Source organism: Pseudomonas putida, assembly GCF_009883635.2.
GTDB classification, from domain to species: domain Bacteria; phylum Pseudomonadota; class Gammaproteobacteria; order Pseudomonadales; family Pseudomonadaceae; genus Aquipseudomonas; species Aquipseudomonas putida_W.
Map to the genome: position 1 here is coordinate 5,852,603 of NZ_CP026115.2, position 23,883 is coordinate 5,876,485.

The window sequence follows — 23,883 nt, forward strand, 5'->3', positions numbered from 1 at the left end:
AAACTTTCATTAACTTTTGTTTCATATGAAACCCGCATTTCGTTAATTGCAACTTCCCTCCCAACGCCCTGACAATCGCCCCGCTCCGAGCTGAACGCCAGTCCCTGCGCGCTCCAGGCACGAGCTAAAACCTCGATCCACGCCAATAAACTTTTCAGAGGAAGTTTATGAACGCGCCTGCCCCACACATCAACTTCGATCTGCACGAACATATGCTGCTGACTGGCGCCACCGGTTTTCTCGGTGGCTCGGTAACTGCCCAATTGATTGCCAGAGGCCGCAGCGCCAACCTATGTTTCCTGGTGCGCGCCGACAGCCAGCAGCAAGGCCTCGAACGCCTGCGCGACAACCTGCGCCAACACGGCGTTGACGAGCAGGACTGCCTGGCGTTGCGCGCCGAGCAGATCCTGTGCGGCGACTTCCTCGATACTCGTTGGTTGGCCGACGCGACGCCACGGCTGATGCAGATCGACCGGGTGATCAACTGTGCGGCGGTGGCCTCGTTCTCGAAGAACCCGAACATCTGGCCGGTCAACGTCGAAGGTACCTACGCCTTCGCCGAGGTGATGAGCCGCTCGACGCGCCTCAAGCGCTTCCTGCACGTGGGCACGGCGATGAGCTGCGGCCCGCAGCGCGAATCGCCGATCAGCGAATCGTGGGAGTTCCCGGCGGCCGAGCAGCAGCTGGTCGACTACACCGCATCCAAGGCCGAGATCGAGCGGCGGATGAGCGAGCAGCTGCCGCAACTGCCGCTGGTGGTGGCGCGCCCGTCCATCGTGGTGGGCCACCGCACCCTCGGTTGCCAGGCATCGGCCAGCATCTTCTGGGTGTTCCGCATGGGCTTCGCGCTGGAGAGCTTCACCTGCGAGCTGGATGAGCAGATCGACGTTATCCCGGTCGACTACTGCGCCGAAGCGCTGATCGGCCTCACCCTCAAGCCGCGCCTGGAGCACAACCTGTACCACATCTCGGCTGGCCATCAGGCCGCCTGCACCTTTGGCGAGATCGACCAGGCCTTCGCCCATGCCAATGGCGCGCAGCCGGTTGGCGAGCGCTACCGCAGGGTCGATGTCGATGACCTGAAAAGCCTGGCGCAGGATTTCGAAGCGCGCATCGGCCCGGCCAACCCGCGCCTTGTGCTGCGCGCCCTGCGCCTGTACAGCGGCTTTGCCGATCTCAACTACCTGTTCGATAACAGCCGCCTGCTTGAGGAAGGCATCGCCGTGCCGCCGCGCTTTACCGATTACCTGGATGTGTGTGTGAAGTCGTCCAGCGGGGTGAGCATTGCGACCCAGATGCAGTGGGATTTCAAGTAAGCGCTTGAGGTTCGCACATAACCCTGTGGGAGCCGCGCTTGCAGCCCATCGCCGGCAAGCGCGGCTCCCACAGGGTCCTAGTTTGCTGTTATATCGGGTTGACCAGGTTCGGCGGACGTTGGCCTACCAGGGCGCTTAGCAGATTGTCCACTGCACAACGCGCCATGGCCTCCCGCGTTTCATGGGTTGCAGAGCCGATATGCGGCGTCGCCACCACATTGTCCAGCTGCAACAGCGGCGAATCGGCAGCCAGCGGCTCCTGCACGAACACATCCAGCCCTGCCCCGCGAATCCGCTTCTGCTGCAGCGCCTCGATCAACGCGGCTTCATCCACCACCCGTCCACGGGCAATGTTCACCAGTATCGCCTCGGGCTTCATCAACCCCAACTCGCGGGCGCCGATCAGCCCCTCGGTGCTGGCACTGAGCGGCACTGTCAGGCATACGTAGTCCGCCTCGGCCAGCAACGCCTCCAGGCTGCAGTAACGCGCTGCATAACGCGCCTCCACCTCGGGCTTGGCCCGCGAACTGTGGTACAGCACACGCATGCCGAACCCGGCCGAGCCGCGCCGGGCCAACGCTTCGCCAATACGCCCCATGCCGACGATGCCCAAGGTCTTGCCATGCACATCGGTACCGAAATGCGCCGGCCCAAGGCTCGCCTGCCATTGCCCCTCACGCACCCAGCCGGCCAGCTCCACCACCCGTCGCGCGGTGGCCAGGATCAGGGCGAAGCCGGTATCGGCGGTGGTCTCGGTGAGTACGTCAGGGGTGTTGGTCAGCATTACCCCGCGTCGTGTCAGGTCGGCAATGTCGTAGTTGTCGACCCCCACCGAGACGCTGGAAATCACCTCCAGCTGCGGTGCCAGGTCAAGCAGCTCGCTGTCCAGGCGCAGGCTGGCGCCCAGCAGGCCATGGGCGCCTGGCAAGGCGTCGCGCAAACGCGCCAGGCCATCCGTGGCTCCGGTGTCCACCCAAGTCACCTCTACCTGTTCTTCCAGCCTGGCCAGCAAGGCGTCGGACAGGCGTTTGTACAAGACAATGCGTTTCTTCATGGCTGCTTCCTATTGGCTCATGGCCAGGCGTGGGCCGCCGCGCTTGGCACGGCCTGAGGTCTGAGAGGTTTTCAGTACGGCGGTCAGCGCCACTGCGGTCAGCAGCGCCCCCGACATGAACAGGTATGAGGCACCCGGGCCGCCCGTGGCGCCGTTCAGATAGCCCACCAGCCACGAGCCCCCGAACGAACCCAGCGCGCCCATGCTGTTGATCAGCGCCATGGCGCCACCGGCCACGTTGCTCGGCAAGATCTCCGGCACGATGGCGAAGAACGGGCCATAAGGTGCATACATGCACGCACCGGCAATCACCAGCAGCGTGTAGGACAGCCAGAAATGCTCGGTACCCAGTGCGTAGGAGCCATAGAACGCCACGGCGGCGATCAACAACGGTGGCCAGACGAAGCGCTTGCGCTTCTGCAGCCGGTCCGACGCCCAGGACACCCCGACCATGCCCAGCACCGCCGCCATGTACGGCACCGACGCCAGCCAGCCGGCCTCGACGATATCGACATTGGCCGCCTGCTTGAGGATCGACGGCAGCCACAGCACGAAGCCGTACACACCGATGCTCCAGCAGAAGTACTGCAGCGACAGCACGATCACTTGTGGCGAGCGGAACGCCTCGCGGTAGTTCTTCACCGGCTTGATGCCTTGCTGTTCGGCCGCCAGGGCCTGCTGCAGGCTGGCCTTTTCCTGTTCGCTGAGCCATTTCACCTGGGCCGGCCGGTCATCCACCAGGCGCCACCAGATGAAGGCCCAGAGCACCGCCGGCAGGCCTTCGATGATGAACATCCAGCGCCAGTCGAAGTGCTTGATCAGGTAACCCGACACCACCGACATCCACAGGATGGTCACCGGGTTGCCAAGCATCAGGAAGGTGTTGGCCCGCGAGCGCTCGGCGCGGGTGAACCAGTGGCACAGGTACACCAGCATGGCCGGCATCACCGCGGCTTCCACCACGCCGAGCAGGAAGCGGATGGCGATCAGCAGGTAGACGTTACTGATCATCCCGGTCAGGGTCGCCAGGCCACCCCAGAGGATCAGGCTGACGAAGATCAACTTCTTCACGCTGCGCTTTTCGGCGTAGATCGCCCCGGGCACCTGGAAGAAGAAGTAACCGAGGAAGAACAACGCCCCCAGCAGCGAGGACAGCACGGGCGTGATCTTCAAGTCGTCGGCCATCCCCGAGGCCGCGGCAAAGCCATAGTTGGCGCGGTCCAGGTAGGCCAGGCTGTAAGTGATGAAGACGATCGGGATGATGTACCACCAGCGGCGTGGTGCGAGGCGGGTTGATTGCATGAAACGTTCTCCTGAGCTTGTTGTTTTTGTCGCAACAGGGCCGGCAAGCCGGCGTTCAGCGGTTCAGGCACTTCTGCGCAGTTCGTGCGCGTGGAGTTGGTGACGGTGTGGCAGGCCTTCCATGTCGCCACGCGATTGCACGGCGCGGCTGCCGCACCAGTTGCCGCGCGCCACCGCGTCGGCCAGCGGGCAGCCTTCGAGCAGCGCGCTGACCACACCGACGGCAAAGGCATCGCCGGCACCCACGGTGTCCACCACCTGGGCCACCGGCACCGGAGCGACCTGCCCCGCACCATGGCCATTGCGGTAGTAGGCACCCGCATCGCCCAGCTTGATCACCACGTGCTCCACCCCCTGGTCGAGGTAGAAGGCGGCGATGTCGGCGGGGGTGTGCTGCCCAGTGAGCAAACGGCCTTCCTCCAGGCCGGGCAGGACCCAGTGGGCCTTCACGGCCAGAGCGTTGATTTCACGGACCATGGTCGCACGGTCGGGCCACAGCGACGGGCGCAGGTTCGGGTCGAAGGAAATACTGCGCCCGGCCTCGCGCATGCCATCGATCAGGGCATGGGACAATGCCCGGCAGCTGGCCGACAGCGCCGGCGGAATGCCCGTGGCATGCAGGTGGCGGGCCTGCAGCAGCGTCGGCTCGAGCATCGCGGTGGAAAGGCGGCTGGCGGCGGAGTCGCTGCGGAAGTACTCCACCACCGGGTCGCTGCCATCATCGCAGCGGCTTTTCAGCTGAAAGCCGGTCGGGCGACTGCCATCGACTTCGACACGGCTGCAATCCAGGCCTTCCTGGCGCAGGCTGGCGAGCACGAAACGCCCCAGCGAGTCATCGCCCACCCGGCTCAGCCAGCGCACGCGAAAGCCCAGCCGGGCCAGGCCGATGGCCACATTGCTGTCGGCGCCGGCGATACGTTTGCCGAAGGTGCCGACGCTGGCCAGGTCACCGCTGTGCTCGGCGACAAACATGGCCATGGTTTCGCCGAAACACAGCACGTCATGCTCAAGCATGGCTCACCTCCTCGCCCAGACCCAGCCGCGCCAGGTTGTGCACCTGGGCACGGGTCAGCGCCAACAAGTCATCGCTTACCAACGGGTATTCGACTGCACGTACCAGCCCGGGGCTGAATTCGTCGAACAGCGCTTCCCAGGCCAACAGGTCGCCAGCTTTCGGCGGTACGGCGTGCAAGCGGCCATCTGCACCTTGCTGCACGGCCTTGCAGTGCACGTAGCGCACCCAGCGGCCGAGCTGGCGAGCGGCCTGCAACGCGGATTCGCTCTGCCATTGCCAGTTGCCAATGTCGAAGGTCATGCCCAGCGGCAGCGCCCAGCCCTGGGCATGCTGGAAGAACCGCAGCAGTGGCTCGATGCGCCCACCTTGTGGGGTCTGGTCATTCTCCACCAACAGCACAGGATCACCCTCGCGCAGCAGTGCCTGCAAGGCAGCGACATCGCATTGCTCATGGTAATGCCCAAGTGAAACCTTCAGCGCCACGGCGCCAAGGGCCTTGGCCAGCGAGAGCTTCGCAGACAGCTGCGGGTCTGGCTCGCCTTGCGCCGTCCACAGCTCCAGCGGCGAGGAATACAGGCACTCCAGGCCTGAGGCTGCGATCGCTGCGCAAAGCGCGACAGTGTCGGGCGCTTCGTCGAACAACTCTTCGCGCAGCTCGATTCGACTGACGCCGGCTGCCGCCAGCAGTTCGACAAAACTCCCCTGGCCACGTTGCCGCACAAGGCTGGCGCCGTAGCTGGAGAGGCTGATGGAAACGGGGTTCGCGTGCATTGTTCTTGTCCTTATGAAACCGGTTTCATTTTTTGATTGCATGCGGGCGACCTTGCTGCCCGCAGGTTATTCCTGTGCTTGAGTGGAACCTCGGGTGATCAGCTGTGCCTTGAAATCGATGCGTCGAGGTGCGTCGTTGCTACCGCGCAGGCGTTCGAGCAGGCACTCGAACGCGGCCACGCCGATGCGCTCTGTGGGCTGGGCCAGTGCGGTGATGCCGCTGCCGACCAGGGGGTACCAGTCCAGTTCGTCGAGGGCGATCAGGCCCACTTCGCTGAACAGTTTGCAGCCCGAATCGTGCAACACGCGGGTAACCGCCAGGGTGGCCACGCCGTTGAAGGTGAAGATTGCCTGCGGGCCATGGCCCTTGCTGGCCAGGAAGGCGCCGAGCTTGGCCGGCAGACCCGCATCGACTTCCAGCAGTTGCTGGCGCATGCCGTTGCGGTTGCTGATCGACGCGGTAAAGGCCTGCACCCGCTCCAGGCGCGAGCTGGTGCCATCCAGCGGTTCGGTGACCGCGAGAATGTCGCGGTAACCTTGCGCCTGCAGGTGGTCCAGCGCCTGCTCGATGGCATCGGCATTGTCCAGGCCGACCAGGTCGACCTTGAGCTCCGGCAGTTGCCGGTCGACCAGCACCATGGGGATGTCGCGCTGCAGGTTGAGCAGTTCGCCGGGGTGGCGGCCGAGGGTGTTCACGATCAGCCCTTCGACGTTGTAGGACTGCAGGGCCGTCAGGTGGTGGCGTTCCTGCTCGTCGTCGCGGTTGGTGTTGCACACCACCAGGCTGTAGCCGTGCTGGCGGCAGGCGGTTTCCACGCCGTGCATCACGGCCACTGAATAGGGGTTGAGAATGTCGGCCACGAGCATGCCGATCAGGCGTGTCTGGCCACGCTTGAGGCCGCGGGCCATCTGGTTGGGCCGGTAACCCAGGCGCTCGATGACTTCTTCCAGGCGCTTGGCAGTGGTGTCGGCCAATAGCTGGCGATCACCGCCGATGTAGCGCGAGACCGTGGCCTTGGACACACCGGCCACACGTGCCACTTCGCTGATGGTCACCCGCTCGCGGGGGTGGAGGGTGAATCGGTCATTGCGGGCCCCTTGTGATTGTTGTCGGTGACGGCGAATGAAACCGGTTTCAATACAGCAGAACTTCAAGCGCTCGTCAACCTGTGGGAGCCGCCTTGTGTCGCGAAAGGGCCGCATAGCGGCCCCGGCAATCTCTGCTTTGTCGCCGAGATCCTGGGGCTGCTTTGCAGCCCTTTCGCGACACGAGGCCGCTCCCACAGGGTGAAGTGTCAGCCCTAACGGAGGTGTTTCACCTCCGCGGCGCTGACCGCGCTGCCCTGGTTACCCCAGCTGCTGCGAATGAAATTGACTACATCCGCCACTTCCTGGTCACTCAGGCGCCAGCCGAACGCCGGCATGGTGAAGTTCGACGGCGCCGTGTGCGTCGCCGGCACGGTCCCGCCCGCCAGCACCACATGGATCAGCGAGCTGGCATCCGCCGTCTGCACCACCGGGTTGCCCGCCAGCGCCGGGAACACCCGGGTATAGCCGTGGCCATCGGTACGGTGGCAGGCCGCGCAGTTGTCGATGTACACCGACGCCCCCGGCTTGCTGTCGTTGCCCTGCCACAAGGCATCGGCCACTTGCTTGTCATACACGTGCGGCTGATCGTTCGGGTCGCTCGGCGGCAAGGTCTTCAGGTAGCGGGCGATGGCGGTCAGGTCGGCATCGCTCAGGTGCTGCAGGCTGTGCTCGACCACATCGCTCATGCCACCGAACACCGCGCTACGGTCACTGCGGCCGGTCTTGAGGAACTGCACCAGCTGCTCTTCGCTCCAGCTGCCCAGGCCGTCCTTGTGGTCGCCGCGCAGGTTCTTGGCGATCCAGCCTTCGAGCGGCGCACTGCCGGCCAGGAACTGCTCGCCATCGGCCGGGCTCAGGGCCTTTTCCTGCATGGTCAGGGCACGCGGGGTGTGGCAGGCGCCACAATGCCCCAGGCCCTCGACCAGGTAGGCGCCACGGCTGACCACCGGGTCTGCACCGGCGGGTGCCTGCCAGGCCTGCACTTCGGGGGCGAACAGCCCGCGCCAGATCGACAGTGGCCAGCGCATGCTCAACGGCCACGGGATATCGGTCGGTTTGTTGGGCTGGGCGACCGGCTCGACGCCTTGCATGAAGTACGCATACAACGCCTGCATGTCGTCGTCGCTGACCCGCGCGTAGGACGGGTATGGCATCGCCGGGTACAAGGTGCTGCCATCCCGGGCGATGCCTTTGCGCACCGCCTGGTCGAAGTCGGCGAAGCTGTACTGGCCGATGCCGCTGGCGTGCGGGGTGATGTTGGTGGAGTACACCGTACCGATCGGGGTTTCCATCGGCAGCCCGCCGGCAAAGGGCTTGCCGCCCTTGGCGGTATGGCAGGCCACGCAGTCACCCGCGCGGGCCAGGTATTCGCCCTTCTTCACCAGGGCATCATCGGCCTGGGCCGCCGCCGTGGCGCCCAGCAGCAAGGTTGCGATCAACAGGTTCTTCATGTTCATCGCTCCTCAAGCCTGGACCAGCGGGCCGGGGTTCTTCAGGTACTGCTCGCGGATCGCCCGGGCCGACCAATAGGTCAGCGCCGCCACCAGGCCGGTGGGGTTGTAGCCCAGGCCCTGGGGGAATGCCGAAGCACCGGGAACGAACACGTTGTGCACGTCCCAGCTCTGCAGGTAGCGGTTCAGCGCGCTGGTCTTGGGGTCGCTGCCCATGATCGCGCCACCGTTGAGGTGGGTGGTCTGGTAGCTGGCGGTATTGAAGTGTTCCTTGACCTTCTTGCCGAGGATGGCGATGGACTTGGGGTTCATCGCCTGGGCGATCTTGCTCAGCTTGTCGACCATGAACTGGTTCATCCTGATGTCGTTTTCCTGCCAGTCGAAGGTCATGCGCAGCAGCGGCTGGCCGTAGGCATCGCGGTAGGTCGGGTCGAGGTCGAGGTAGTTGCCGCGGTACGACTGGTGCGCGCCGTGGGCGTCCATCGACACCTGATGGGTGTAGTAGTCGGCGGTGGCCTTCTTCCAGGCGCTGCCCCAGGCCGGTGTGCCGGGCGGGTTGGCGACCCCGGCGATCGGCCGGCTGCCGGCCTGGTTGACCCACATCGGCGAGCCGCCGACGAAACCGTGGGGGCCGTGGTCGAAGTTGTCGGCGTTGAAATCGTCGATGGCCACGCCGTTGCCGCCGGCACCGATGAAGTTGTTGGTGTAGGTGTCCTTGTCGAAGAACGCCTTGACCGTACCCATGTTCTGGTAGGCGAAGTTGCGCCCGACCACGCCTTCGTTCTTGACCGGGTCATAAGGCTTGCCGATGCCGGACAGCAGCATCAGGCGCACGTTGTTGAACTGGAACGCGGCGAGGATGACGATGTCCGCCGGCTGTTCCACTTCGCGGCCCTGGGCGTCGATGTAGGTCACGCCGGTGGCCTTGCGCTTGCTGTCGTCCAGGTTCACCCGCAGCACATGGGCGTTGGCGCGCAGCTCGAAGTTCGGCACCTGGCGCAACGCCGGCAGGATGTTCACGTTCGGCGAGGCCTTGGAGTACATGTAGCAGACGTAGCCGCTGCAGAAGCCGCAGAAGTTGCACGGCCCCATCTGCGCGCCGTACGGGTTGGTGTACGGCCCGGAGGTGTTGGCCGACGGCAGGTTGTAAGGCTTGTAGCCGAGGCTGGCCGCGGCCTTTTCGAACAGCTTGGCCGAGACCACGTTCTTCTGCGATTCCAGCGGGAACGGGTTGGAGCGGTCAGGCGCGTAGGGGTTGCCGCCCTTCCCTTCGCCAACCCGCTTGCCGTTTACCGTCCAGGCCTGGCCGGAGGTGCCGAAGACCTTCTCGGCAAAGTCGAAATGCGGCTCGAGTTCCTCGTAGCTGACGCCGAAGTCCTGAATAGTCATGTCTTCGGGGATGAAGCGCTTGCCGTAGCGTTCCTCGTAGTGGCTACGCATGCGCAGCTCCATCGGGTCGACCCGAAAGTGCACGCCTGACCAGTGCAGCCCTGCGCCGCCGACGCCCTTGCCCGGCAGGAAGGCGCCGAGCTGGCGGTTAGGCAGCGCGACATCGTTCACGCTGTGGCGGATGGTGACGGTCTCTTTCGACACATCGACGAATAGCTTCTTGCGCACGCTGTAGGTCAGTTCGTCGATCACCTGCGGATAGCTGCCATCCGGGTAAGTGTCCTGCATCGGCCCGCGCTCCAGCGCCACCACCTGCAGGCCGGCTTCGGTGAGCTCCTTGGCCATGATCGCGCCGGCCCAGCCGAAACCGACGATCACCACGTCAGCCTTCTTCATTGCATTGGCCATGCTTTACGCCCTCTCACCGCGAATCGAAACTGCCGGGAACGGGTAAGGCTCGTTGCGCTCGACCCAGTCCATGAAATCTGCCCGGGCACCCGGGAAGCCGATCTGCGTCCAGCCGACCATGCCTTTGTTGCCGCCGTGAATCGGGTCGCAGAAGAAGCCTTCGCGGGTGTTCTGCACCAGCAGGCTGAAGAACAGCTTGGCCGGCAACTGCTCGAAAACGATCTCACCGGCTTCGATCTTGCCGAGAATCTTGTCTCGGGTAGCGCTATCTTGCTCGGCAAAGGTTTTACCGCTGGCGTTCTTGATCCACGCCTCCGTGGCAGCGATGCCCAGGCGGTAGATCTGTTGCGGGCTGAGTTGCAGCTGGTAGCCGAGCTCCGCGGCGGCATCGGCCTTGAACGGGCCTTGCATGTACCACTGGGCGCCAGTGGCGTAAGGGGTGTTCATCTGGCGGTCGATGAACTCGGCGGCGCCCGCCTCCAGCGCACCGGGGCCGAGTTCGTCGGCGGGGATGATGCGCGACACGGCCGCTTGCACGAAGGCCCATTCTTCGGCGGTGAAGAAGGTTGGCTGATAGTTGCCCGCAGGGGGTGTGGCCGGCACCTTGGGTTCGCGCACGGGCTCGGCCAGCAGCTGGCTGGCACCCAGGCCGGTGCTGGCCACGGTGACCACCGGGATCAGGGTCAAGGTCTTGCGCAGGAAGTCCCGGCGCGGGTTGTCGGGGGCATGCTCAGGCATTTCGGGTCCTCATCAGCATTGGGGCGGCCTTGGGTTGCGCCATCTGGTGTCCGGTCAGGGCCGGCAAAGCCGCGTAATCTAGCTGGTTTGGAAATCTTTTGAAACCGGTTTCAAAGCCTGCGACATCCTGAGCCTTGACACACCTCCCTTGTAGGAGCGGGCTTGCCCCGCGAACACCGGCAAAGCCGGTGCCATACACCGAGTTGCCTTCTTCGCGGGCAAGCCCGCTCCCACTGGAGACCTGCAGCGCGTTAAAAATCGAGGTTGTAGCCCACAATCACCCGGTTCTCGTCCGCCGCATCGGCAAAATTCGAGCGCATGCTCGCATTGCGCCAGCGTAGCGACACGTTCCTGAACGGCCCCGACTGCACCACATAGGTGATGTCCGTGGTCCGCTCCCATTCCTCGCCCTCACCGCCCCTTGCCTCAAGCGCCCTGCCCTTGCTCGTGGCGATGCGCTGCGGGTCGACCTGGTCACCTTTCACGTAGCGCACGTTGAACGTCAACCCAGGGATGCCCAAAGCGGCAAAGTTGTAGTCATAGCGCAGCATCCAGGCACGCTCGTTGGCCAATGCAAAGGTACTGACCTGCTGCTCGCTGAACAGATAGGTATCGGTGCCGCCCACATAGGCATAGGCGGTATCGCCGCTGACCTTCTGGTAGCCACCACTGAAGGTATGACCGTGCAGGCTGTAGCCAAAGTTGGTGCTCAAGGTGCGGTTGTCCACCTCGCCCAGCAACGCCCTGCCCTGTTCCCTGGCGTTGAACCAGCGCCACTCGGTGAACGCCTCACCCAGCCCTGCGGCGACGCGGTACTTGAAACCCGCGAAATCACGGCGAAACAGGTCTTCCAGCTCACTGGTGTGCAGGCTCACGGTCAGGTTCTTCAGCGGCTGGTAATCGACCCCGGCGTAATACAACCGGTCACTGCTCACCGTCGCTGAGTAGGCACCCTGTTGCGCCATCGCCGTCAGGTCTTCGAAATCGGTGGAATCGCGCAGCTTGGTTGCATCCACCTGCAGCAAGGTGAAGGTGAAGTCATCCAGGTCCTTGCTGACCAGCTGCGCTCCGTTGAACCACTGAGGGAACAGGCGGCTGTAGTTCGATGCCAGCAGCGGCAACTGCGGGCTCAGCCCGCCGACCTGCAACTCGGTCCGCGACAGCTTCGCCTTGAACGTGGCAACCGCCTTGCCATAATCGTCCGCTGCGCGCTTGTCACTGCCTCGCGGCAACAGCCCGGTGCCGCTGCGGTCGGGCGAAGAGTCGAGCTTGATGCCCAGCATGCCCGCCGCATCCAGGCCAAGGCCGACAACCCCGTCGGTATAGCCGGACTGCCACTTGAGCATGAAGCCCTGGGCCCATTCGCCGCGCCGCGACTGGCTGGCGGTATCGCCATGAAAATCGCGGTCGAAGTAGAAGTTGCGCAGTTCCAGGCTGCCCTTGCCATCGTCGACAAAGCTTGCCTGGGCCGCCTGGCACGCGCAGCCAAGCGCCGCGAGCATCAGCGATGCCCGCCGGGAGAGGGAAATGTTCATGGTTACGCCTTGTTTTTGTTCTTGTTGGAAAGCGTTACAGCTCAGGCTTTGGGATTTCTGACGTAGCGCATCACCACCAGGCAGGCGATCAGGATCAGCGGGGCAATCGACAGCATGCCCATGTAGCTGCTGCCAGTAAGGTCGTTGATCTTGCCGACCATCACCGGTGCGACGATGCCGCTTAGCTGGCCGACCGAGTTGATTGCCGCCGTGCCGGTGGCGATGGCCAGGCCCGAGAAGGTCGATTGCGGGATGGTCCAGAAGATCGGGATGGCGATGAAGGTGCCCGCCGTGGCCAGCACCAGCGCTGCCATCATCGCCCAGGACGAGTCCGCGTACAGGCAGGCCAGCAGGTAACCCAGCGCCGACGCCAGCAGGCAATACACCAGATAACGCTTGCGCTCGCCGGTGCGGTCGGAGCGCCGGGTCAGCAGCACCATGCCGATGCAGGCCACCGCATAGGGCAGTGCCGACAACACGCCGACCCAGAGCATGTCCTGCACGCCGGACGACTTGATCAGGTGCGGCATCCAGAAGTTCAGGCCGTAGGAAGCGGTTTTCACCACGTAGTAGATGAACGCCATGATCGCCACTTCACGGGTCAGCAGCACCCGCCAGATCGACCCCAGCACCGGCTTCTGCACGCGCAGGTCCCGGGCCAGGTTCTCCGCCAGCAGGTCTTTTTCCTGGCGGCTCAGCCAGCGGGCCGACTCGATATCGCGGTCCAGCTTCCACAGCACCAGCACGCCCAGCAGCACGCACGGCAACCCCGACATCAGGAACAGCCAGTGCCACCCTGCCAGGCCCAGCACGCCGTCCATTGTCCCCAGCAGGAAGCCCGCTGCCGGCCCGCCCACCGCGCCGGCCAGGGGCACGGCGAGGAACCACAGGCCATTCATCTTAGCCAGGTGCTTGCGGGGGAACCAACAGGCCAGGTAGAACAGGATCGCCGGGCCGAAACCGGCCTCCATCACCCCGATCAGGAAGCGCAGGAAATACAGCGTGTACTGGGTGTAGGCAAACACCAGTGCCGCCGTGGCCAGCCCCCAGGACACCATGATCCGGCAGATCCAGGCCGGCGCCCCGTAGCGCTTGAGGCCCAGGCTGCTCGGCACTTCGAACAGCACGTAACCGATGAAGAACATGCTCGCGGCCAGGCCATAGGCCGCGTCGCTCAGGCCCAACTCAGCCTGCATCTGGGTCTTGGCAAAGCTGATGTTGATGCGGTCGAAGTAGGAAAACAGGAAGCAGATGATGGCCAGCGGCATGATGCGCCAGGCCACGCGACGGTACAGCAGCAGTTCATCGATGTGGCTGTCGGCGCGCTCGCGCGCCACTTCGCCGGTCAAGGCAACCATGGTGGATCTCCATTCTTGTAGTTATTGGAGAGCGACGGCGCCCGTTGTGGGCACCGTGTGCAACGGGTCAGCCAATGCGCACGAGCTTGTCCTTGAAGGCCCGGCCCTTGCGCACATACTCGGCGGCATTGGCGTGCATGCCGGCGATGGCTTCGGGGCTCAGTTCTCGCACCACCTTGGCCGGCGCGCCGAGGATCAGCGAGTTGTCGGGGAACACCTTGCCCTCGGTGACGATGGCGCCGGCACCGACCAGGCAGTTGCGGCCGATCACCGCGCCATTGAGCACCACGGCCTGGATCCCGACCAGCGCGCCATCGCCGATGCTGCAGCCGTGCAGCATGGCCTGGTGGCCGATGGTGACGTTGCGGCCCACGGTCAGGGCAAAGCCTGGGTCGGCATGCAGCACCGCCCCTTCCTGCACATTGCTGTGCTGGCCGATGCGGATCGGCTCGTTGTCACCGCGCAGCACCGCCTGCGGCCACACGCTTGCGCCTTGCTCCAGGGTGACGTCGCCAATCACCGTGGCGTCCTCGGCAACGAAGGTTTCCGGGTGAAGGGTCGGAGTCAGCGTGTCGTATCGATAGATCGCCATTCAGTGCGCTCCCTGGGCCTGGTCGTCGGTTTTCAGCACACCCGCCGCGCACAGCTCGGCAATGTGTTCGTCGCTGTAGCCCAGCTCGCGCATGACCTTGTGCGTGTGTTCGCCAATCCGTGGGATCGGCAGGCGCGGCTGCAGGCGCTGGCCGTCCAGCGACAGCGGCAGCAAGGGCATCGGCGTACTGCTGCCGTCTTCCAGTTGCAGGTCCGCCATGCCGCCACTCTGGGTCAGGTGTGGGTCGTCGAACAGCTCTTCCGGGCGGCGAATCGGCGCGAAAGGAATGCCGTTGGCCTCCAGTTCCACCGCCAATTGCCGGGCATCGAGGTTGGCGAACACTTCGGCCAGGTGCGCCAGCAGCCGCGGCCGCTGCACTACCCGGTCATTGTTGGTCGCCAACGTCGGGTCATCGAGCAAGGCCGTCTGGCCCAACAGCTGGCACAGGGCCTGCCACTGGCCTTCACCCGTGGCAGCGACGAACATCTGCTCGCCGCCGGCGAAGGTGAACACGTCATAGATGGCCCAGGCGCTGATGCGGTTGGGCATCGGCGCCGCTGCCTGGCCGGTCACCACGTACTGCTGCATGTGCTGGGCCGCGAGCAGCACGCAGTTCTCGTACAACGCGCTCTGCACTTCGCGGCCGACACCCGTGGTGTGGCGCTCGTTGAGCGCGGCCAGCACGCCAATGGCGCCGAACATGCCGCCCATGATGTCGTTCACCGAACTGCCAGCGCGCAGGGGGCGGCCCACCGGCCCGGTCATGTAGGCCAGGCCGGCCATCATCTGCACCACTTCGTCCAGCGCCAGGCGGTTGTCGTATGGGCCGCTGAGGAAGCCTTTGTGGGAGGCATAGATCAGCCTGGGGTTGCGCTGGCGCAGCGTGGCGTAGTCGAAGCCCAGCGTGTGCATGCGCCCAGGCTTGAAGTTCTCGATGAACACGTCAGCACTGTCGATCAGCGCCAGCACTGCCTCACGGCCCTGGGGCGTGTCGAGGTCGACGGCGATGCACTGCTTGTTGCGGTTGAAGGTGCGGAAGAACCCCGCCCCTGCCCCGAGCAACCGGCGTGTGCCGTCACCGCGGGTGGGCTCGATCTTGATCACTTCGGCACCCAGGTCGCCCAGGATCATGCCGCAGGTGGGGCCCATGACCATGTGCGAAATCTCGACGACACGAATGCCGTCCAAAGGGAGTCTGGACATTACGCGTTTCCTGGGTAGTTGAGTGGCAGGCCGGCGCGGGCGATGGCGCCGTAAAGTGGCTCATCCGGCAGCGCTTCGCGCAGCAGCTGGCGCGAGGCGATCAGCGCTGGCAGGTCGATGCCGGTGTCGAAGCCCATGCTCTGCAGCATGAACACCAGGTCCTCGGTCACGGTGTTGCCCGACGCACCCGGTGCGAACGGGCAACCGCCAAGGCCGGCGATCGAGGCGTCCAGCTCGCGGATGCCCTGCTGCACCGCCACCAGGCTGTTGGCCAGGGCCAGGCCACGGGTGTCGTGGAAGTGCGCGGCACGCAGGCGCTCGCCGGCAATCGCGCGCACGGCCTGGATCACCGTCGCCACCTGGCCGGGGTTGGCGTAACCCGTGGTGTCGCCCAGCGAGACCAGGTCGCAGCCCGCCTCGATCACCTGTCGGGTCAACTCGCACAGGTCGCCCAGTGGCACCTCACCCTGGCGGGTACAGCCAAAGGCCACCGACATGCCGGCGATCATTTGCACCTCATGCCTCCCCAGCTCGCTGCGCAGCTGGCACATGCGCCCCAGCTCCTCGACCATCTGCTGTGGCGTGCGGCGCACGTTGGCCAGGCTGTGGGCCGTGCTGACCGATACCGGCGCGACAATCCGTTGGGCGCCGGACTCCAGTGCATCCTGCGCACCGCGCAGATTGGGTGCCAGCACCGTCACCAGCAGGTCGGGATACGTCAGGGCATGGGCCACCACCTGTTTGGCATCGGCCATCTGCGGCAGCAGCCGGGCCGGCACGAACGAGGCGACTTCCATATGGCGCACGCCGGCTGCATAGGCGCTGTCGATCCAGCGCAGCTTGGCGGCGGTCGGCATTACCGTGTGCAGGCTTTGCAGCCCATCGCGCATGCCGACTTCATTGATGGTTATTGTTGTCATCACGGTCTCTCTGTCTGAAGCGTGGGGCCAGACTAAGAGCAGCGCGACAGGCAGAAAAGACGTGTTTCACGGGCTGATCCATCGTCAGCCGCGATGGATCAATCCCGGGTTTGCCAGGCCGGCGCGCGCAACAGCAAATGGTCGAGCAGGCGGCGCGCAGACAGGCTCAAGGCATGGCGGTCGCGCATGCAGATGACGAACTCGCCCAGTGCCCAGTCATCGGTCAGCGGGATCACCCGCAGGTCGAACAGCTGCGCATAGCGCGCCACCGCCTCCTGCGGGAAAACCGCCAGGCCCAGGCCGAACTGCACCAGGCGATAGGCGGCGTCGAACGACGACACGTAGGAGCGAAAACGCAGCTCCTTGCCTGCCGCCTCGGCGCTGTTGCGCATGAAGGTATTGAGCGTGGCGAAGGCCGACAGGCCCAGGTGCTCGTAATCCAGCGTCTCCTCGAAGGCGATGCTGCCACGCCCGGCCAACGGGTGATCGGCGCCGACCACCACGGCCAGGTGATCCTGCCGGTACGGCACGAACTCCAGGTCGCCAACGGCCATGGATTGGCGGCAGATACCCAGGTCGGCACTGCCCTCCGCCACCCCGCGTACCACGTCCGGGCTGAAACGCTCCTCGATATCGGCCTGGATCAGCGGGTTGTCGAGCATGAACGCCGACAGCTCTTCAGGCAGGAACTCCATGATCGACGACACGTTGGCCAGCACTCGCACATGCCCGCGCGCGCCTTCGGCGTACTCGCTCAATTCACTGTCCAGGCGCTCCATGGCCCGGGTCAGGCCGCGTGCATGGCGCAGCAGCGCAAGGCCCGCCGGGGTCGGCTCGACGCCGCGCTTGCTGCGCTTGAGCAGCGCCGTGCCAAAGCGCGCTTCGATATCCGAAATCCGCTTGCTGACCGCCGACGGCGCCATGAACGCCCGCTCGCTGGCACGGGCAATGGTGCCGGCTTCGCAGACCACGATGAACAGGTGCAACGACAGGTGATCGAGGGGGTGCATGGCGGTACCCGGCCAGGAAATGGCAGCCATCCTAGCACCTGCCAGGCCGCATAAGGCCGTATCATGGCCCCTCTATTTCAGAGGCCCGCCATGTTCGATTGGGAAGATCTGCGCCATTTCTCCGCCTTCATCAGCACCGGCTCACTGTCGGCTGCGGCCAGGCAGCTGGGTGTCGATCACGCCACCGTGGCTCGGCGCATCGCCGCGCTGGAGGCCGCCTTGAACCTCAAGCTGGTCGACCGCCGCCCCAGGGCCTACGCGCTGACCGAGGAAGGCCGCCGGGTTGGCGATTACGCCGAACAGATGACCCAGTCGTCGTTCGCCCTGGAGCACTTTGCCAATGCCGGCCAGCAGCAGGTGGAAGGCGAAGTGGTGCTGGCCGCCCCGCCCGCGCTGCTCGGCAGCATCATCGCCCGGCGCCTGGGTGCGCTGCTGCAGCGCTACCCGCAACTGCAACTGAAGCTGGTCGGCAGCAAGTCGCGGGCCTCGCTGGCCCGCCGCGAGGCCGATATCAGTATCACCCTGGCCAGGCCCACGGAGCCGACACTGGTCGCCAGCCTGCTGGGTTATCTGGATTACCGTTTGTACGCCGCGCCCGCCTACCTGCGCAGCACTGGCACACGGCGCTACATCGGCTACGACGAATCCCAGGCCAAATCGCCTCAACAGCAGTGGCTGCTCAGCCAGACCAGCAACCAACCCTTCGTGTTGCAGAGCAACGACCTGCGCATCCAGGCCCAGGCGGCGGCCGGCGGGGTCGGTATCGCCTGCCTGCCGGCATTCATGGCGCAGGAGCATGGCCTTGAGGTTGCCGGCAAGGACGAGCAGACCATGAGCATCGAAATCTGGTTGGCCGTGCATGAGGATGTGCGCAACACGCCGCGCATCAAAGCCGTCACCGACTTCCTGCAGCAACAGGTGAAGCCGTTGCTGCGGTTGTGAATTTATGCGGATTGCGCCTGCACGGATTCGGGATTTTCGCATCCAGCCATCAACGCTAAGCTTCCCTGCGTCGCACAACCGATCACTGAGGAGCAGCGGATGCAATACGTCAAACTGGGCAACACCGGCCTGGACATTTCGAAACTGTGCCTGGGCTGCATGACCTTCGGCGAGCCGGACGCCGGCACTCACCCATGGACCCTCGGCGAAGCCGACAGCCGCCCGATCATCCGCCACGCCGTCGAGCAAGGCATCAACTTCTTCGACACCGCCAACAGCTACTCGGCCGGCACATCGGAAATCATCCTCGGCAAGTTGCTCAAGGAATTCACCCGTCGCGACGAGACAGTGATCGCCACCAAGGTGTTCTTCCCCGCCAACATGTGGGAAGGCAGTACCCGCCCCAACGAACAGGGCCTGTCACGCAAGGCGATCATGGCCAACATCGACGCCAGCCTGACCCGCCTGGGCACCGATTACGTCGACCTGTACCAGATTCACCGTTGGGACTACCACACGCCCATCGAAGAGACCATGGAAGCCCTGCACGATGTGGTCAAGGCCGGCAAGGCGCGTTACATCGGCGCTTCTTCGATGTACGCCTGGCAGTTCGCCAAGGCCCAGCAGGTCGCAACCAGCAATGGCTGGAGCCGCTTCGTGTCGATGCAGAACTACCTCAACCTGATCTACCGCGAGGAGGAGCGAGAGATGATCCCGCTGTGCCTCGACCAAGGCGTCGGCCTGATGCCATGGAGCCCGATGGCCCGCGGCCGGCTGACCCGGCCCCATGGGCAGCAGACCGAGCGTACCCGGACGGACATTTCCGGGCAGTCGTTCTATGAGAAGACCGAGGTGGAAGATGGTCGGGTGATCGATGTGGTCGAGCAGATTGCCAGCGAGCGGGGTGTGCCGATGGCGCAGGTGGCACTGGCCTGGGTGCTGGGCAAGCGCGGGGTGTCGGCGCCGATTGTCGGGGCCTCGAAAGTGCCGCAGCTGGACGATGCGATTGCGGCGTTGGCGTTCCAGCTGAGTGAAGAGGAAATTACCCGGCTGGAAGCGCCCTACGTGCCGCATGCAGTGACAGGCTTCAAGTAAGCCTGTACCGGCCTCTTCGCGGGACAAGCCCGCTACAGGATCACCACAAGCCTGAGCGTTGTGCGGTACCTGTAGGAGCGGGCTTGTCCCGCGAAGAGGCCTGCGCAGGTTTACACCGTGCGGAGCACATCTGTACTCCTTCTGGCATTGGCGTGCCAACCTTGCAGCAACACCGCCAGTGCCGCCAACCCCGCCGGTACCAGCAGCGAGGCGAATACCTGGGCAAAACTCCAGCCCAGCGCCAGCATCTGTGCACCGGCAAAGGCGCTGAGGATGGCACCGAAACGGCCGATGCCACTCATCCACCTGGCCCCGGTGGCGCGCGCCTCTGTCGGGTAGAACGCCGCCGCCAGCGCATTTATGCCCACGCTCGCGCCGTTCAGGCCAAAGCCCACGGCCCAGGCGATGGCGCACAGCGCCCGAGTGCGTTTCGCGGTGACATGCCAGGTTGATGTACTGCCTGTGGCGGCCTCTTCGCGGCGTTAGCCGCGAAGAGGCCCTTGGCACCTGTGCATGACTGAGCTAATACCCCGTCATCTCTAGATACCCCCGCCCTTGTGCGCTGCCACTTACCCGCACCGGTCCCTCCCAATATGGGAACCGCGTGCCCATCCAGGCCTTGGCTTGCTCCGCCTCGACTTGCACATCCAGTTGCACGGCGGGCATTTGAACCCGCCAGCGGGTCGGCAAGCGCTTACCGTTGGCCTGGTCGGTCCAGGCCAGCGGCGTCAGTTCGACCTCTGCCCCCTGCAACGCACGCACCTGCCCGTCAGGTCCAACCCAGGTGCCGGCGCGGTAGGGCTGCCCCTGGTCTTCACGCACCTGAAACAGCATCAGCTTGGCGCCACTGTCCAGGTGCAGCGAAAACCAGTCCCAGCCACTTTGCCCGGCCGCCAACGGCTGGCTGCTCCACTCCCGGTCAAGCCAGGCCTGCCCGGTCACCGCAATTCGCTGCCCGTCTCGCTCGACCTCGCCGCTGACCTGGTAGAACGGCTGGCTGTAATAGTACGAAGCCTGGCCTTTGCCGGACTTCTCGCTGTAACCCCGGTCGCCGTGCAGCACCAGCGGCTTGTCGCTGGCCAGGGTCAGGTCATAGCTAAAACCCTGGCCGCTGGCACGCATCTGCAAACGGTGGATGCTGTCGTCGCCTTGCAGCGACCAGTCGTTGATCCACGCCCGGAACGGCCCGGTTTCGACCCCGGCCTGGCCAATGCCGCCACGCGCCATCGTTTCACTGACCTGGTGGCCGCCTGGGTCGGTCAGGGCGGCGTGGCCCATCCACAGGTTGGGGCTGTTCCAGCCATGGGTTTCGGGGCCGGGGCGCAGGGCCGAGCGGAACAGCGTCCATTGCACGCCCCAGTCACGGCCTTGAACATCGTGCAGGTTGGCGGTGACGTACCACCATTCGATGCGATAGCCGTCATGGGCACCGTGGTCGCGGGGGAACACCAGCGCGGCATTACGTGTGACCTGCTTGAACGCCGCCGCCTCGGCGCCGAGGCCGGCATAGCTCCTGGCCGGCGGCGCAGGCGCGTCACACCCGGCCAGCAGCAGGCAGGCCAGCAACAGCCAGGCTTCAACCTTCATCGGCGAACCGCCGCAACAGCTCGCCCGGCTGGCGCCGCGCCAATTGCCACAGCGGCCAGGCGCTGGCCAGGAGGCTGGTCAACAGGCCAAGCACGGCCAGTTGCGCGAGCTGGCTGGCAAACACATGCCAGGGTAACCGCCAACCGAATGCCTGCACGTTCACCACCGCCACCAGGCACCAGGCCAGCAGCAGCCCGAGGGGGATCGCCAGCAGCACGGTGAAACCGCTGAGCATCAGCGTCTGGCCCAGGCTCAGCCAGGCCAGCCAGCGGCGTGGCACACCCAGCGCCCACAACGGTGCGAGCTGCCCAAGGCGCTGCTGGCCCAGGGTCAGCTGACTGATGAACAGCGCCACGCCAGCGACGCCGAGAGTGAGGCTGTTCAGGGCTGCGGTAACGGCGAAGGTACGGCTGAATATCTGCGTAGACCAGGCTTTCAGGCTGGCCTGCTCGACCACTTGCGATTCGTCCAGGCCGAAGTGCTGCTGCAAGGTGCCCTTGACCGACGCTATCTCCCCGGGCCGGATCAGCAGGCTAAGGCCGCTCAGGCTGGCTGTCGCCGCATGCTGGCGCAGCCAGTCGGCATTGACCAGTACATGCCCTTTCGGGTTGCCATAGTCGGCGTGAATGCCCACCACCCGCATGCCCTGTGGCGGGTCGCCCGGCAGCTGCACTTCATCTCCGATCCCAACGCCAAGGCGCCGCGCCAATTGTTCGCTGAGCAGGGCGCCCTGCCCTTTGGCCACCTGTTCCCAGGCGTCCGCAGCCTGCTCCAGCAGCGGCCAGTGGCTGCGGTAAAACGGATGATCGTTCACCCCTTGCACCTGCACCGGCCACTGTTGCAGGCGCCACTCCACTCGCCAGCTTGGCAACACCGCGTTGACGTCAGGATCATGCTGCAGCTGCTGATAGATCTGCAGCGCCTGAGTGCTGTCGCGTGGCGTGACATACAGGTCCGCGGCCAGGCGCTGGTCGAGCCAGCCAACGAACGTGCGGCGAAAGCCTTCGGTCATGCCGCCCACACCAACACTGGCGGCCAATGCCAGTAGCAATGCCATCAGCGCCAGGCTTAGCGCCGGTAACTGCTGGCGGCTGTCGGCGACGAACCACTGCGCCAGCGGCCGCCGGGCATGCCGCGCCAGGCCAGCGAGCAACAGAGCCAGCGCGCCCGGCAACAACAAGGCGGCCGCCAGCAACAGTGCGGCAAGCAAGGTGAAGGCACTGGGCAGGCTGTTGCCGAAAGCGCCGCAGCCCAGGGCAATCAGCGCCAACCCTGCCGCGGCCAGTGCCTGGCGCTTCAGCCAGGGCACCTGGGCCAGGCGCCACGCCTGAGGTTGAGCCAGTGCCAGCAAAGGCAACCGCGCTGCGCGCAACACGCTGTCGATGCCGGCCAGCAAGGCGCCGAACAGGCTCACGGCAATGCCCAGCAGCCACCAGTACAGCGGCAGGTGCAGGTGCCCGGAGACCTGGGCGCCATACAGGCCGCGCAGGCTGGAAGCAAAATCGGGCAGCAACAGCGCTGCCAGCAGGTAGCCCGCGGCCACACCTGCCAGGCCGCCCACCACGGCGAACACCCCAAGCTCCAGGGCCAAAGCTGTCAGCAACAGCTTCAGGCTGACACCACACGCACGCAACGTGCGCATCAGGCCTCGTCGTTGCTCCAGCGCCAGGCCGATCGCCGCATGGGCGATGAACAGCCCGACCACGAAGGCCAGCAGGCCGAGGGCCGTCAGGTTGAGGTGAAAGCTCGCGGTCAGGCGTTGCAAGTCGGTGTCATCGTCCGCTGGCTGTACCTGCAAACGTTCGGCGAAGGCCGGCGGCAGAGGCTGGGCGGTGTCGCTGATCAGGCGTGACAGCTGCTCTGGCGCATCCAGCAAGGCCTGGGCCACGCCGATATCGACCAGCATCACACCGGGGGCCAGCTGTTCATCGAGAATCAGTGGTGGCAACGCCTGTCCATCGACCGTACGTAGTTTGCCTGCCAATTGGCGCAAGGTATCCGGCCCGACCCAGGCTTGCCCGGGTGTGCCGATGAAGGCCTGCAGATCGAAGCTCGCCGGGTCGGCACCGGCGACGGCCATGCCGGGCAGCAGGCTCAGCGGCTCGATGCCGATCAGCCTGACGGCAACCGCTGGCTCGCCGGCCAGACGCAAACGCCCCTCCAGCACGGGTGTCACCTGCCAGCCTTGCCTGCGCAGTTGCACGTAAAGCACTTGGTCAAAACGTTGCCCATCGCGGGCGACGATCTGCCGGTGCGCCGCCCCGCTCAGCACGGCGCTGGCCTGGGCATAGTCGCTGCGCGCCTGGGCGTTGAGGGCCTGCACACCGGTCCACAAGGCCGTGGCCAGCCACAGGCCGGTGAAGATGCTGAGGCACTGCAAGCGATGGCGCCACCAATGGCTGCCCAGCGCCTGCAGGGCGATCAGCAGGTGGCGCATCATCCTTGCACCCGGCCCTGGTGCAGCACGCAGCGGTGCTGCAGGCAGGCGGCCAGGCGCGGGCTGTGGGTCACCATCAGCACGCTGCTGCCGGCTTCGCCGACCAGTTGCAGGAGCAAGGCCAACACCTCTTCGCTGCTGGCTTCGTCGAGGCTGCCGGTGGGTTCGTCGGCGAGCAACAGCACCGGCCGGCTGGCCAGTGCCCTGCCGATGGCGACCCGTTGCTGTTGGCCGCCCGACAACTGCTCTGGATAGCGGTCCAGCAAAGCTGACAAACCAAGGCGATCGGCCAGGTAGGCCAGCCATTGCGGGTCGTGGCGATTGGCCAGGCGCGCTTGGAAGGCCAGGTTGGCGGCCACGTCGAGGCTGCTGATCAGGTTGTATTGCTGGAACACCAGGCCGATGCCCTCCCGACGCCAGCGGGCCAGGGCGGATTCGCCATGGCCGTGCAGGGGGTCGCCGTCGATGAGGATGCGCCCGCTGTCGGCACGGTCGAGGCCGGCGACCAGGTGCAGCAAGGTGCTTTTACCGCTGCCGGATTCGCCCATCAAGGCCAGGCTGCTGCCGCGGGATAGGGACAGGTCGACACCGCGCAGGACCTGGAGTGGGCCTTGGGCGGTGGGGAAGGATTTGTGCAGGTGCTCGATGACCAGCATTGGAGGATGCCTTTT

20 protein-coding genes and 1 pseudogene are annotated in these 23,883 nt (G+C 65.2%); 3 read left to right on the top strand and 18 right to left on the bottom strand.

Annotated features, from left to right (window positions below; all coding sequences use genetic code 11):
• Positions 1-167: 167 nt before the first annotated feature.
• Positions 168-1,316, top strand: a complete 1,149-nt coding sequence (gene cprA / locus C2H86_RS26635) for a cationic peptide resistance protein CprA (RefSeq protein WP_159410628.1) — start codon at positions 168-170, stop codon at positions 1,314-1,316.
• An 88-nt stretch (positions 1,317-1,404) separates the two neighbouring features.
• Here cprA and C2H86_RS26640 read toward each other — a convergent pair whose 3' ends face one another.
• The 14 genes from C2H86_RS26640 to C2H86_RS26705 all read right to left on the bottom strand — a co-directional run bounded on the left by C2H86_RS26640 (position 1,405) and on the right by C2H86_RS26705 (position 17,151).
• Complete coding sequence (locus C2H86_RS26640) at positions 1,405-2,370, bottom strand: 2-hydroxyacid dehydrogenase (protein ID WP_159410629.1); 966 nt, start codon at positions 2,368-2,370, stop codon at positions 1,405-1,407.
• A 9-nt stretch (positions 2,371-2,379) separates the two neighbouring features.
• Positions 2,380-3,672, bottom strand: a complete 1,293-nt coding sequence (locus tag C2H86_RS26645; RefSeq protein WP_159410630.1) for an MFS transporter — start codon at positions 3,670-3,672, stop codon at positions 2,380-2,382.
• Positions 3,673-3,735: 63 nt separating this feature from the next.
• Positions 3,736-4,686, bottom strand: a complete 951-nt coding sequence (locus C2H86_RS26650) for a sugar kinase (RefSeq protein WP_159410631.1) — start codon at positions 4,684-4,686, stop codon at positions 3,736-3,738.
• Positions 4,679-5,458, bottom strand: coding sequence for a sugar phosphate isomerase/epimerase family protein (locus tag C2H86_RS26655; RefSeq protein ID WP_159410632.1), 780 nt, complete (start codon positions 5,456-5,458; stop codon positions 4,679-4,681). Before C2H86_RS26655 ends, C2H86_RS26650 begins: the two co-directional genes overlap by 8 nt.
• Positions 5,459-5,524: 66 nt before the next feature.
• Positions 5,525-6,514, bottom strand: a complete 990-nt coding sequence (locus C2H86_RS26660; RefSeq protein ID WP_430738567.1) for a LacI family DNA-binding transcriptional regulator — start codon at positions 6,512-6,514, stop codon at positions 5,525-5,527.
• A gap of 245 nt (positions 6,515-6,759) precedes the next feature.
• Positions 6,760-7,998 (bottom strand): cytochrome c, encoded by a 1,239-nt coding sequence (locus C2H86_RS26665; protein WP_159410634.1) that lies wholly within the window; start codon positions 7,996-7,998, stop codon positions 6,760-6,762.
• A gap of 12 nt (positions 7,999-8,010) precedes the next feature.
• Positions 8,011-9,795, bottom strand: a complete 1,785-nt coding sequence (locus C2H86_RS26670; RefSeq protein ID WP_159410635.1) for a GMC family oxidoreductase — start codon at positions 9,793-9,795, stop codon at positions 8,011-8,013.
• 3 nt (positions 9,796-9,798) lie between these two features.
• Positions 9,799-10,533: a gluconate 2-dehydrogenase subunit 3 family protein gene (locus tag C2H86_RS26675; protein WP_159410636.1), complete on the bottom strand. Its 735-nt coding sequence runs from the start codon at positions 10,531-10,533 to the stop codon at positions 9,799-9,801.
• Between the two features lie 251 nt (positions 10,534-10,784).
• On the bottom strand, positions 10,785-12,068 hold the full coding sequence (locus C2H86_RS26680; RefSeq protein ID WP_159410637.1) for an OprD family porin: 1,284 nt from the start codon (positions 12,066-12,068) through the stop codon (positions 10,785-10,787).
• Positions 12,069-12,109: 41 nt separating this feature from the next.
• Positions 12,110-13,426, bottom strand: coding sequence for an MFS transporter (locus C2H86_RS26685; protein WP_159410638.1), 1,317 nt, complete (start codon positions 13,424-13,426; stop codon positions 12,110-12,112).
• Between the two features lie 67 nt (positions 13,427-13,493).
• Positions 13,494-14,018, bottom strand: a complete 525-nt coding sequence (locus tag C2H86_RS26690; protein ID WP_159410639.1) for a gamma carbonic anhydrase family protein — start codon at positions 14,016-14,018, stop codon at positions 13,494-13,496.
• Positions 14,019-15,221: a CaiB/BaiF CoA transferase family protein gene (locus tag C2H86_RS26695; RefSeq protein ID WP_159410640.1), complete on the bottom strand. Its 1,203-nt coding sequence runs from the start codon at positions 15,219-15,221 to the stop codon at positions 14,019-14,021.
• A complete protein-coding gene (locus C2H86_RS26700; RefSeq protein ID WP_159410641.1) occupies positions 15,221-16,141 on the bottom strand; it encodes a hydroxymethylglutaryl-CoA lyase in 921 nt (306 codons plus the stop codon). The genes C2H86_RS26695 and C2H86_RS26700 overlap by 1 nt, the downstream gene beginning before the upstream one ends.
• 98 nt (positions 16,142-16,239) lie before the next feature.
• Positions 16,240-17,151, bottom strand: coding sequence for a LysR family transcriptional regulator (locus tag C2H86_RS26705; protein ID WP_159413008.1), 912 nt, complete (start codon positions 17,149-17,151; stop codon positions 16,240-16,242).
• Between the two features lie 90 nt (positions 17,152-17,241).
• On the opposite strand from C2H86_RS26705, the gene C2H86_RS26710 reads away from it, so the two are divergent.
• Positions 17,242-18,093, top strand: coding sequence for a LysR family transcriptional regulator (locus tag C2H86_RS26710; protein ID WP_159410642.1), 852 nt, complete (start codon positions 17,242-17,244; stop codon positions 18,091-18,093).
• A gap of 99 nt (positions 18,094-18,192) precedes the next feature.
• Positions 18,193-19,188, top strand: a complete 996-nt coding sequence (locus tag C2H86_RS26715; RefSeq protein WP_159410643.1) for an aldo/keto reductase — start codon at positions 18,193-18,195, stop codon at positions 19,186-19,188.
• A gap of 40 nt (positions 19,189-19,228) precedes the next feature.
• Here the strand turns inward: C2H86_RS26715 and C2H86_RS26720 are convergent.
• From C2H86_RS26720 to C2H86_RS26735, 4 genes and pseudogenes are all read right to left on the bottom strand, one after another.
• Positions 19,229-19,604: pseudogene (locus C2H86_RS26720) on the bottom strand (aromatic acid/H+ symport family MFS transporter); the annotation flags it as partial.
• A gap of 106 nt (positions 19,605-19,710) precedes the next feature.
• A complete protein-coding gene (locus C2H86_RS26725; RefSeq protein WP_159410644.1) occupies positions 19,711-20,775 on the bottom strand; it encodes a lipocalin-like domain-containing protein in 1,065 nt (354 codons plus the stop codon).
• Entirely contained in the window at positions 20,765-23,212 is a 2,448-nt protein-coding gene (locus tag C2H86_RS26730) for an ABC transporter permease (protein WP_159413009.1), read from the bottom strand. The genes C2H86_RS26725 and C2H86_RS26730 overlap by 11 nt, the downstream gene beginning before the upstream one ends.
• Positions 23,212-23,868 (bottom strand): ABC transporter ATP-binding protein, encoded by a 657-nt coding sequence (locus C2H86_RS26735; RefSeq protein WP_159410645.1) that lies wholly within the window; start codon positions 23,866-23,868, stop codon positions 23,212-23,214. Before C2H86_RS26735 ends, C2H86_RS26730 begins: the two co-directional genes overlap by 1 nt.
• Between the last annotated feature and the right edge of the window lie 15 nt (positions 23,869-23,883).